This window comes from Snodgrassella sp. ESL0323, from assembly GCF_013346865.1.
GTDB classification, from domain to species: Bacteria; Pseudomonadota; Gammaproteobacteria; order Burkholderiales; family Neisseriaceae; genus Snodgrassella; species Snodgrassella alvi.
In genome coordinates, this window is the sequence record NZ_JAAEDT010000028.1 from 193,536 (window position 1) to 205,527 (window position 11,992).

Sequence of the window (11,992 nt, forward strand, 5' to 3'; positions counted from 1 at the left end):
GCAACCCTGAGTTGATTTCAGCTTATTTATGTAAACCACATTCTTTACTGTCCTGACTTTCCCACCACCAACGTCCGGCACGAATGTCTTCGCCTGCTTTTACAGGGCGGGTACAGGGCTCACAGCCGATACTGGGATAACCCTGCTGATAAAGGGCATTAACCGGTAACTGCTGCTGCCGGGCATATGCCCATATTTCAGTTTCCAGCCATTCAGCCAGAGGATTATATTTAGCCATGCCGTGCACCTGATCCTGCTCTGCCAGAGCCAGAGCCGTACGTGTTGCCGACTGCTCACGCCTTTGTCCGGTTATCCAGGCATCAGCCTGACTCAGAGCACGACCAAGCGGTTCGATTTTGCGGATATGACAGCACTCACGCCTCAGTGCAACACTGTCATAAAAAGCCAGTTTGCCATGAGTGGCGATATATGCATTTACAGCGTGTTCATCTGGCCGGTATTCCGCAATACGAATACCCCAGTGCTGACGCACAGCCCCGAGCAAGCTCAGTGTTTCACTGTTCAATGCACCAGTATTAAGCGTAAATACTTCAATAGGCAGCTGTTCGCGGGCAATCACATCAGTAATGACCATGTCTTCAACCGCCAGACTGGAAGCAAATTTAACATGGTGATGCTGCTGTGCAATCTGCTGCAAGCGTGTTGTCAGCTCGGTTGTCAGAGCCGGCAGGCGGCCGGTGGCAGCCGCATCATGCGGAGGAGTCCACAAACGGGGACGCAACATGGTTATCACTATCCTGAATGCACAAATTATTAATGACAGTAATTGTTTAACCGGATTACTGTCTGAATAGCACAAATAGTAACAAGTGCAGCCGGCATGGAGGAAAGAATAAAAATTTCTTTCTTTATAACCAAACTTCCGGTCACTGATGCTGCTGTTACAGATATAACTGCCAACGCTTTGGTTAGAAAAATTGCTTCTTTTTCATCAGGGCACCAGCGCTTATAAGATAGCGTATAAACAACAACGACAAGTCAGCATGAATCACTACCCGATTTTTACCCAACTACACCAGCGTAAGGTATTACTGGTGGGTGGCGGCCACGTAGCCGAACGCAAAGCCGGTGCTTTATTAGAGGCTGGTGCGCATCTGCTGGTCGTCGCACAGCAGACTACAGCCAGATTTAAAGAATGGTTTGACCGGCAACAGGCTGAACATATAAGTACCGAATTCAACCCTGATTTATTAAACGGTATTTTTCTGGTGATTGCCGCAACCAGCGATCATGCGCTTAACCGGCGTATTTTTCAGGCAGCCGAAGCAGCAGCCACTTTCTGCAACTGCGTAGACCAACCTGATTGCTGCTCATTTATTGTCCCGGCACTGATTGACCGCAATCCGATACAGGTAGCGGTAAGCAGCGGCGGTCATGCACCTGTGCTGGCTCGGCTGATTCGTCAGCAAATTGAATTATTACTGCCCTTTTCTATCGGACGGGCAGCGGCGATAGCCGGACGCTGGCGCAAACGAGTCAAAGCCACGCTGCACAACATGAGCGAACGCAGGCGTTTCTGGGAATATCTGTTTGAACACAGCCGTTTTAACCAGTATATTGCCCGTGGCAATGAATCAGCAGCAGAAACACTGCTGCAACAACAACTGACACAGCATCAGCCTTTGCCACAGGGCGAAGTTACTCTGGTCGGAGCCGGCCCGGGCGATGCCGGCCTGCTGACCCTGCATGCTTTACAGGCGATACAGGCAGCAGATGTGGTGTTATATGATGCACTGGTTTCAGCAGAAGTACTGGATCTGGTCAGACGTGATGCATTAAAAATCAGTGTAGGCAAACGTTGCGGACACCATCAGGTACAGCAACAGCAAACCAATGAATTACTGGTACAGTGGGCGCAGCAGGGAAAACGTGTTGTGCGTCTGAAAGGCGGTGATCCGTTTATATTCGGTCGTGGCGGAGAAGAATGTGCCATATTGCAGGCTGCTGAGATTCCGTTTCGGATTATTCCGGGTATCAGTGCCGGTCTGGGAGCAACTGCCTATGCCGGTATTCCGCTAACCCATCGTGATTATGCTCAGAGTGTATTATTTATTACCGGCCATCAGCAGCTGGCCGACCAGCCTTATGGCTGGCAGACACTCGCCCGTAACCGGCAGACACTGGTCATTTACATGGGTACGCTGAAAGCGGCTGAAATCAGCAGACAACTCATTAACCACGGACGTGCCGCCGATACACCGGTTGCGATTATCTCTCATGGTACGCTGTCCAGCCAGAGTGTCTTAACCGGCAGGTTGCATCAGCTTGCCGATCTGGCTCAGCAGGCTGATACACCGGCTCTGATGGTTATCGGTGAAGTAGTACAGTTGCGGGAGCAACTGGCATGGTTTAACCAGACGGATAACCAACCTGTTATCAGTGAAGCTGCTGCTTAGAAATTAATCATTTCTCCGGCTGAAAAAACAACACGTTCGCAAACGTGTTGTTTTTTCATTCAGGCAAGTATCAGTCTGCCTGCGCTGCGGTCTGGGCATAATTAGCCAGACCAACTTCGTCAATCAGGTCTAGCTGTGTTCCCAGCCAGTCCAGATATTCTTCATTTACTGCTTTTTGCTGTTCAAGCAAATCACGGGACACAAAATCCAGCTGGTTTTCACATACTGCGATGGCATCAGCCAGTGCCACATGTTTTGCCTGTTCTGCCTGCTGGTCACATTGCAAAATTTCGATGATATTTTCGCCAACCAGAATTTTGCCGTATTCCTGTAAATTAGGCAGTCCTTCCAGCAGCAGAATGCGTTCAATCAGTGCATCCGCACTTTTCATATCGCGAATCGAATGTTTGTATAATGCCTCACCCAGTTCGGCAAAACCCCAGTTACGTAATATCCGTGCATGTAAAAAATACTGATTGATAGATACCAGCAGCAGACCCAGATTTTTATTCAATGCCTGTAAGGCCAGACGATCACCCTGCATATCTTTCTCCTTACAGCTGGCTTTGCAGATAATTCGGCAAACCCATTATTTCAATCTGGCGTAACTGTTGCTCCAACCAGTGGGCATGGTCTTCTTCAGTATCTTTCAGCTGTGTCACCAGAAACTGCCGGGTGACATAGTCCTGTTCCTGCTCACACAGCTTAATTGCATCTTTCAGATTCTGGCGTACACAAAGCTCTGTTGCCAGATCATTTTCAAGCATACTAATCACATCAGTACCGACATTAATTGCATCCGGTACCATTTCCGGTTTGCCATTGAGCATCAAAATACGGTGAATAAACTGGTGAGCATGATCGGTTTCTTCCTGCATCTCATGGTCTATACGCTGAAAAAGCTTCATATAGCCCATATCTTCATACATGCGTGAATGCGCAAAATACTGGTCACGTGCGGCCAGCTCTCCTGCCAGTAACCGGTTTAAACAATCCAGTACAACTTTTTTACCTTCCATGTCTGTTTCCTTTTTGCTCAAAACTCTTCTGCTAATCCGTCCAGACAGGCATGCTCAATCACTAAACAGTCGTCAACAAACCGTCCTGACTCATTTGCCGTCATAGCCTGAACGTCATTCATAGAATTTTGTTTATTAATTTATCGTTGCCGGTATCATCAGCAGATTAGGCGATGCACTGACATCGCGCAGTCATTTATTCGGGGAAAAATATTCTAAAATAATATCTTTTCTGTCTTGGGTTGCAGACTATTACTAGCCCGCAACCGGACTCCCCTCTAAATAGTTGTATTAACAAAGCAATAAATTCTGCCCAATCATCAATACAACCATTTAGGGTTATCATAACATTAAATTAAATAACTATTTTTAATCTAAATAAGACTAATTTTCATAATAATTTGATAAAATATTCTTTATTTAACAAATTATTAAATAAAAACATTATCTTATAACAATAATGGTTCTCACCATCTATTAAACTGTTGAAAAGAGCCTGAAATAGCCATTTAATTTATAAAATATTTATATAATTTAACTTATTTTCACTATTTATTTTTATTTTTACAGCAACATACCCATAATTTTATCAGTTAGTTATCCGTGTAAAACATAATTATTCGCATTTATTATCGGAGCAGGATATACCAATAAAATAAATACTACTTAGTATCAAAAATTATGAGAATAAAATAGTTTGCCTGAAAGAGAAGCAATGTCCGGAACTTCAATATTGAAGCAATTGATTTATTACAATACTAATACAGTCAATTAGTAGTTATTTACAGATACAGGGTAATACCTCTGACCAAAATACAAGAATCATACCGGATGGCTTTTGAGAATGATGACTACAGCCTGTCAAATAAATACTGACTGGTCAGAAGAAAGCAGAAAATCCGTTTGTAAGTAACAAAAAATCCGTACCGGAATTTAAGTTCTCCGGCTGATAAACAATCAGAGCGGAAAAAAATTTCAGTACGGATTAATACAGATTACGGTTTAAAGTACTGGCTTACAGCACAATACCACCAGTTACTCCGTATACCTGTGCTGTCACATAGCTGGATTCTTCAGACATTAAGAAAACATAGGTAGATGCAAGTTCGGCAGGTTGTCCGGCACGACCAAGCACTGATTCACTCTGACCGAATTTCGGAATAGCTTCAGGAGGCTGACCACCGGTAATTTCCAATGCAGTCCAGATTGGGCCAGGAGCCACTGAATTAACCCGGATACCTTTGGCGGCAACCTGTTTGGCCAACGCCTGAGTAAAAGCCACAATTCCGGCTTTAGTAGTGGCATAGTCGACCAGATTCGGGCTAGGCTGATATGCCTGTACAGAGCTGGTCGTCACAATAGTGGCACCGGCAGGCAAATGCGGCATAGCAGTCTGAATCACCCAGAACAGGGAAAAAATATTCACTTCAAAAGTCTTTTTCAACTGTTCGGTGCTGATATCACAGAAACGCTCTACCGCAGTCTGTTTACCAGCCACTAAAGTCAGACCATCCAGGCCGCCCAGCTCGGTACGTGCTTTTTCAACCAGCTGTTTGCAAAAATGCTCATCACTCAAATCACCGGGTATGCACACCACTTTACGGCCAGCTTCCTGTGCCAGAGCGGCAACCTGTTTGGCATCCTCTTCTTCGGCAGGCAAATAATTAATGGCCAGATCGGCACCTTCGCGTGCATAAGCGATAGCAGCAGCACGACCAATACCTGAATCGGCACCAGTTACCAGAATTTTACGGCCGCGCAAACGACCATGACCTTCATAACTTCTTTCACCGCAATCCGGCACCGGATCCATTCTGCTTTGCAAGCCCGGTGCAGGCTGATGCTGTTTAGAAAAATCCTGATGGTAGTACTTGGTTCTTGGATCTTGTAAACCTTCTTGATGCTTCATAATACATCTCCTTGTTTAACAATGCTTTATCCAAAATGGAACAGCTAAACCATCATACGACAGATTAGTACACAACAAAGAAAAGTATCTGTAATTTATGTCATTATTCTAGTTAAAGTTTATTAATCTCAATGGCTTAAAAAAAAACAATAATCAAATGATGACATCAAACATCCATCCAGACAGATTTCAGAACCGGTAAGTATACGAAACACCGGCAATATGCGCATTCGAACGATAATCGGCCTCACCACGCACATTGCTTGATACATGTGCCCCGTCATCCTGCTGACTCATGTGTGTATGCTGAATATGCAGATAGGCATACGATACCGCTACCGTATTCTTTTTATCCACATCATACTTAAATCCGGTACCAAACAGCCAGCGGTTACCATCAGGAATAGTAGACAGACGCGAAGAAGCACTGCGTACCGGTGACTGATCATAATTTACACCGAAACGCCACTGTAAACGTGGATTCTGCTGATAAGAAGCGCCCACACCAACCGCATAAGTATCACGCCAGTTTGTGGCAATATGAGTGGTATCCGAAGTAGCACCATGTACCGGATCAATTATCTTATCATTCTCAAATTTAATATCCAGAGCATGCAGACGTGAAGAACGTGTCCAGCTTACATTGCTGAATATATTCCACTGCGGGTTTACTTGCCACATACCGTGCAGGGATACTACTTCCGGCGTAGTAATCTGTACCTGCGCACCTTCCAGAGCCTTAAAGCCGAACTGCTCAAACAGCGGAGCATAATTTTCTGCATATCTGCCCATAGGTTTCCAGCGAGCAGTACCATGCAGATGCTGATTAATCTTCGAACGATAGCTGACACCAACCCGGACATCATCATTAATGTCCCATAACCAGCCGGCATTAAAGCCATAGCCCCAGTCATTACCCTTGACTGTTGCGCGTGCATCAAATGCGCCCGGAGCTTGCTGATGTAATTCAGACGACGGTCTTCCGGATTGTGCACTGCCCACCGGAGTAAAATCCGCATATTTCTGTACTTCTGCATGCAGGTATTGCGCAATCAGCCCCACACCCAATGAATGCCTGTCATTAATTTTATAAGCAATCGCCGGGTTAATATTCAGTGCTTTTACATTGGTTTTATTCACGTTATAACGCAATACCGAATCGGAACTGTCATTAGTTCTGGCCGCATACGGAATATATACCCCAAGCCCCATACCCCATCTGTCGTTCAGGCGATGGGAAAAATACAGCTGCGGCACCAGTTGCGCAGTATTGGCAATATTGCCATGCTCAGGTCCCTGTACTGCGGAACCATCTGAAAATACACCTCGCGCATTACTGTATTTAATATCGGGCTTAATCACAAACAGATTAGTCTCTAGCTGGGTGCCATCCAGATGTACCAGTCCGGCAGGATTATTGACAATTGTTGCCGCATCGGCTGCTTCAGCAGCGGCAGCATTCCCGGTTCCAACAGCTGTTACCGACTGTAAGCCCAAATGATATCCGGAAGCATATACAGGAGAAATAACTATCGTCGTACTGATTAAGACCGCACTTATTTTCATCACAACTGGCAAACGTCTTGTCATTGTGTTTATTCTCAAAAGCATAAAATAAAAAAGACCTTATTAAAGGTCAGAAAACAAATAAAAAATTCAGTCAAAAATTAAGAATAAGATAAATTTGAGTGTTTATTCTAACTCAAAAAAGTAAATAATGCCGTTTGATAATCTTTACAATTATTCAACTAGATTAAATTACCCGTATTTAAATTCAATTAATTTTTACTCTTATAGCATATAAAATAAGAATAAAAATCATTATTTTTCAAATAGCTATTTTTTTAACTAAAGAAAATACACTAATTAAAACCAGATAAAAAATATACAAACTAAAAGCATAATAAATTAAATAACAATAAAATTGTTTTATTCAGGCTGAATTTGAAACATATTTGCCTGATATGATTTTCAGTTTGCTTATGCCTGACTGGTCATTATTTCTGGCTGGTAAACCAAACCACAAATAAACACAAAATTGTTGATTACCTGAAAATGAATACCGGATAGTCCGCAGTGCAGCACACCAGCGTTTCATTATTCTGCTGGCAACATTTGCCCGACTTTGCAATCATTAATTATTTTTTATACAGCAGTTTCAGCATTTATAAGCGAAATAATCCGGCTACCAGCCATTTACAGTCGCCTGTAGCAGTGGGTACACTGTCGTATTATTGATTTCGATAGCGAAACAACATGTTTCAACGTTTGAAACGCACCTGGCCACTATTACTGTTATGGCTGGATCTGATTTACAGTTTCATACTGAATATTGTTGCCAGTATTTCAATGGAACAGACACCAGTACCACGCAATAGTTTACCGGTATCACCAGACATTGCCTTTAGCTGGTTACAGGTAATCGCCAACGGCGGTATGGTATTCATTCTCAGCCTGGCTTTTCGTACACTGCTACAGTTAAACCGCGCAGTACAACAACAGCAGATATGGCCTCTGACATTGCTCAGAACAGCTGCGCTGCTGATTGTACTGGCGTTTAGTTTACCTGCATGGTGGCAATGGTCATGGGCATTATGGTCACTTGCACACGGACAGCTGGTTATAGACTGGCATAATCTGCATTACCTCATTGTTTCCATACTGTTACTTTATCCTGCCCCTCTGTGTCTGCGTTTACTCTGGATCCGCAGCCGGCAGCAGCACAGCAAAGCTGACTCCGGCAGCTCTGCTGAATCTGAAAACACCCAGCCACCAACCTGATTATTCACTACCGTCTTAAGCAAATACTGGCTGCAGACCAAATAGGGTAAAATATGCGCCGGAAATACAGTTGCGGACTTAATTTGTATGAACACACAATCCATTACCGCCTTACTTAACACAATATCTATTCCGGACAGTAACCGTACACTGGGCAGTGAAAAAGCCCTGAGTAATGTTACCGTCGCCAGTGACGGCATTCATCTGGATCTTACTTTTCCCTATCCGGTTGCCCATCTGATTGACGAACTGCAACAGCGTATTGATCAGGCCATTACCACTGAATTCGGTGACACACCATTATTTGTTCAGGTACAACTGGCGATAGGCAAACATAAAGTGCAGCCCGGTGTGCAAACCATTGCCGGCGTCAAAAATATTATTGCGGTTGCCTCAGGTAAAGGCGGTGTGGGCAAATCGACTACCAGTGCTAATCTGGCAATTGCCCTGAGCCGCATGGGTGCCCGTGTCGGCGTCCTTGATGCTGATATTTACGGCCCCAGCCAGCCTACCATGCTCGGTGTCGCCGGCCTTGAACCGCGTCAGCATCAAGATAAGCTGATTCCGGTCATGGCTGCCGGTGAAATTCAGGTGATGTCCGTTGGTTTTCTGGTTGATACTGATCAGGCAGTTATCTGGCGTGGCCCGATGGTTAGTCAGGCTTTACAGCAGCTTCTGTTTCAGAGCCAGTGGGATGATGTCGATTATCTGATTATCGACTTACCCCCCGGTACAGGCGATATCCAGCTAACATTGGCACAGAAAATTCCGGTTACCGGTGCGCTTGTAGTGACGACACCGCAGGATATAGCACTGATTGATGCGCGCAAAGCAGTCAATATGTTCCAGAAAGTCAATATTCCCATTTTTGGCGTACTTGAAAACATGTCGGTGCATATCTGCTCTAACTGCGGCCATACCGAATCTATTTTCGGACAGAATGGCGGTAAACAGCTTGCTGATAAACTCGGTGTTCCCCTGCTGGGTCAGCTACCGTTAACAATGGCTGTACGTGAGGCCATGGATAACGGTACCGCCGGCATACTGGCAGAGCAGCAGCCGCAAATAGCCGGCTTGTATGAACAGGCTGCATGGCAGCTGGTGCAGGCGCTGGCAGATCAGGGCAAAGACTATAGCCGGCGTTTTCCCAAAATTGTGGTCGAATAAATCTGCACAGCCAAATACATTTACCGAACCATGCGATAATATTCACAACGGTTGTGACTGCACGGCCGTTTTAACAGCCTGTCTGCATCCGGCGCAGCCGTCAGACACAGCAAATTGAATTTAACCTGTTGTAACCAATGACACCCTTGGTGATGCCATTTTATGAACACACCGTTTTGGCCGTTACTGGCCTTGCTTGCCGATGGTCTGGCACATGAAGTCCAGACACTGGCAGGCATTCTGAATAAAAAAATACCACAGCTCAATGCAGCATGGCAGGATATGCCTGCCCATATCCAGAATCTGCTGCGTCAGCGTAATGGTGTCTGGCAGCTTACTAAAACTCTGGCATTAATACCGGAACACATCTTCAATACCAGTGCCCGTCAGTACGGATTCAATCCGCAGCTGCTGGTGCAGACCACATCGACCAACAGCGTCCTGCTGGAGCAATTGCGCTATGCACCGGTAAATACAGCGCCGCAAATCTGTCTGGCTTATGAGCAGACTGCCGGACGCGGACGTCAGGGCAAATCATGGCAAAACCGCATCGGTGACTGCCTTATGTTCAGCCTGAGCTGGTCATTTAAGCGGTCTCAGGCAGAGCTTGGCGGTCTGGCGCTGGTAGTAGCGCTGGCTGTCGCACAAACTTTACGCGGGCTCGGTGTGGCGGCACAAATTAAATGGCCGAATGATGTGATGCTGGATAAAAACAAACTCGGCGGCATCCTAATTGAAACCATAGCGCAACAGAATCAGACTACTGCTGTTATCGGTATCGGCATCAATTTCAGTCTGCCTGATCAGGTAGGCACAGCCGCAGCTATTCTGCCTCTTCTGCCACATGCACAGGTAACACAGGTTTTTCAGGGTATTCTGGCCAAACTAGCACAATATATGCCTCTGTTTGACCAGACCGGGCTAGATCCGTTTCTTAATGATTACAACCAGCTACATCGAGATCAGAGACAAATAGTCCATCTCTTAGCCAACGGCAAGACCATTGCCGAAGGTACCGTTAACGGGATTGCAGCATCGGGGGCTTTATTGCTGCAAACTGCCGTCGGAGAACGCAGCTTCGTCACCGGTGAAATCAGCCTGCGTCCGGGGACTGCACAGAATCGGGTACAAGCCAATAACAGAAAACGTTACCTGTTACTGGATGCCGGCAACAGCAAACTCAAATGGGCATGGGTAGAAAACGGCTGCATACAGGCTTATGGCAAAGCAGCCTACTACGACCTGAAGCCCCTGATACAGGACTGGGTCAGACAAGGAGCCGGCGTACAGCGCATTATCGGCTGTGCTGTCTGCGGAGAAGCCCGCCAGCAGCAAATCGCCGGTATTCTGCCACTGCCAGTGCAGTGGCTGCCGTCTATGCCGGAAGCACTTGGTATCTGTAATCATTACCGCAATCCGGCCGAACATGGTGCCGACCGCTGGTTTAATCTCATCGGCAGCCGGCGCTACAGCCGTCAGGCCTGTGTCGTAGTCAGTTGTGGTACAGCCGTCACAGTAGATGCCCTTACCGACACCAACCATTATCTTGGTGGCAGTATCCTGCCGGGTTTTTATTTAATGAAAGAGGCATTATCGCGACGCACCGCCAATCTTAACCGGCCGCTGGGTAAACCATACGCTTTTGCCACCACCACCCCGAATGCAATGGCCAGCGGCATTATGGACGCAGTCTGCGGAGCTATTGTGCTGATGCATGCGCGCCTGCAACAGAAAATCGGTGCCGGCAAACCTGTCGACATTATTATTACCGGCGGGGGTGCCAATAAAGTGGCTCAGGCACTTCCTAATACATTTGTCTTAGACAACCGCATTGAAATTGTGGATAATTTAGTGATTTACGGTTTACTAAACTGGGTTGAATACGCATGAAATGGCTGTTTGCAATTTTGGTAGCACTCAATATCATTGTTTTTGGCAGCATGATAGCAGGGAAACTGGTACATAGTAATTCTGGTGCACCTGCTGCAGCCAGTGCGGCCAGCCCTGAAACAGAAGCTGTTGCACCCGCCAGTCCGGACATCAGTGTACGACAGGCAACAGAAACTGAAACTGTTGCCGGCAGCAATACAACAGCAGCTAAAGCTGCCAGCAAAACAGAAACTACTGCTGCGCCCAAAACAACTACTGCCGCTACTACTACTGCTTCCGATAACACTGACAAACAGCCTGCTGCTCCGGCCAATACCTGTACTGCCACTGTTACCCTGCCGGAAGACGATTTTCATCGTATCAAAGGCCTGCTTACTCACTGGCCGTTTACCACCAGCCGCTTTATAGAACAGGTCAGCGCTCCGGCCAAAACCCGTCAGACAGCTGCTCCTACCCGCTACATGGTTGCCCTCTCTTCCGGTAATGACAGCAGTATACGTGCCCGTCTGCAGGAACAGGGATTTGACTACGGTGTTAATCAGGGTAAAGTCAGCCTTGGCGTATTTAACCGCCGTGAAGATGCAGAAGGTCTGATGGCGCGAGCCAAAATGCAGGGATTCAGTGACGCCTTTATCACCACATTGGGCGGTAGCAGCGACAGTGACAGCCAGTCATCCAGCAGTTCCGCTACCAGCATTGCCAAAATGCGCGTTGTATTCAGTGGTGTAGACAACTCAGCTATGCAGGACATCAACGCTATTACCGGTCGTTACGGCCGGATGCAGCGTAGTGGTAAATGTCATTAAGCC

General features: G+C 46.3%; 11 protein-coding genes. 6 read left to right on the forward strand and 5 right to left on the reverse strand.

Going from position 1 to position 11,992, the window contains the following annotated elements:
* Positions 1-22: 22 nt before the first annotated feature.
* Positions 23-751, reverse strand: coding sequence for a phosphoadenylyl-sulfate reductase (locus tag GY065_RS12310; RefSeq protein ID WP_084586602.1), 729 nt, complete (start codon positions 749-751; stop codon positions 23-25).
* 90 nt (positions 752-841) lie between these two features.
* Between GY065_RS12310 and GY065_RS13435 the strand changes: the two genes are divergently transcribed.
* Both GY065_RS13435 and cysG read left to right on the forward strand, forming a co-directional pair.
* A complete protein-coding gene (locus GY065_RS13435) occupies positions 842-973 on the forward strand; it encodes a hypothetical protein (RefSeq protein WP_256433075.1) in 132 nt (43 codons plus the stop codon).
* Positions 974-1,004: 31 nt separating this feature from the next.
* Positions 1,005-2,417: a siroheme synthase CysG gene (gene cysG / locus GY065_RS12315; RefSeq protein ID WP_174834314.1), complete on the forward strand. Its 1,413-nt coding sequence runs from the start codon at positions 1,005-1,007 to the stop codon at positions 2,415-2,417.
* 70 nt (positions 2,418-2,487) lie between these two features.
* Here the strand turns inward: cysG and bfr (GY065_RS12320) are convergent, their stop codons facing one another.
* The 4 genes from bfr (GY065_RS12320) to GY065_RS12335 form a co-directional block, all read right to left on the reverse strand.
* Positions 2,488-2,961, reverse strand: coding sequence for a bacterioferritin (bfr, locus tag GY065_RS12320; protein ID WP_174834315.1), 474 nt, complete (start codon positions 2,959-2,961; stop codon positions 2,488-2,490).
* A gap of 10 nt (positions 2,962-2,971) precedes the next feature.
* The gene (gene bfr / locus GY065_RS12325) at positions 2,972-3,436 is read right to left on the reverse strand and encodes a bacterioferritin (protein ID WP_025331758.1); all 465 of its coding nucleotides are present in this window, start codon (positions 3,434-3,436) and stop codon (positions 2,972-2,974) included.
* A 1,015-nt stretch (positions 3,437-4,451) separates the two neighbouring features.
* Entirely contained in the window at positions 4,452-5,345 is an 894-nt protein-coding gene (locus tag GY065_RS12330; protein WP_084548596.1) for an SDR family oxidoreductase, read from the reverse strand.
* Between the two features lie 189 nt (positions 5,346-5,534).
* Positions 5,535-6,935 (reverse strand): OmpP1/FadL family transporter, encoded by a 1,401-nt coding sequence (locus GY065_RS12335; RefSeq protein WP_174834317.1) that lies wholly within the window; start codon positions 6,933-6,935, stop codon positions 5,535-5,537.
* Between the two features lie 666 nt (positions 6,936-7,601).
* Here GY065_RS12335 and GY065_RS12340 point away from each other — a divergent pair.
* The 4 genes from GY065_RS12340 (at position 7,602) to GY065_RS12355 (ending at position 11,989) form a co-directional block, all read left to right on the forward strand.
* On the forward strand, positions 7,602-8,126 hold the full coding sequence (locus tag GY065_RS12340; protein ID WP_025331761.1) for a hypothetical protein: 525 nt from the start codon (positions 7,602-7,604) through the stop codon (positions 8,124-8,126).
* 87 nt (positions 8,127-8,213) lie between these two features.
* Positions 8,214-9,293 carry an iron-sulfur cluster carrier protein ApbC gene (gene apbC, locus GY065_RS12345; protein ID WP_174834319.1) on the forward strand — a complete coding sequence of 360 codons (1,080 nt, stop codon included), beginning with the start codon at positions 8,214-8,216 and terminating at the stop codon, positions 9,291-9,293.
* Positions 9,294-9,455: 162 nt separating this feature from the next.
* A complete protein-coding gene (locus GY065_RS12350) occupies positions 9,456-11,183 on the forward strand; it encodes a biotin--[acetyl-CoA-carboxylase] ligase (RefSeq protein WP_174834321.1) in 1,728 nt (575 codons plus the stop codon).
* Positions 11,180-11,989 carry a hypothetical protein gene (locus GY065_RS12355; RefSeq protein ID WP_174834323.1) on the forward strand — a complete coding sequence of 270 codons (810 nt, stop codon included), beginning with the start codon at positions 11,180-11,182 and terminating at the stop codon, positions 11,987-11,989. The genes GY065_RS12350 and GY065_RS12355 overlap by 4 nt, the downstream gene beginning before the upstream one ends.
* The last annotated feature ends 3 nt before the right edge of the window (positions 11,990-11,992 follow it).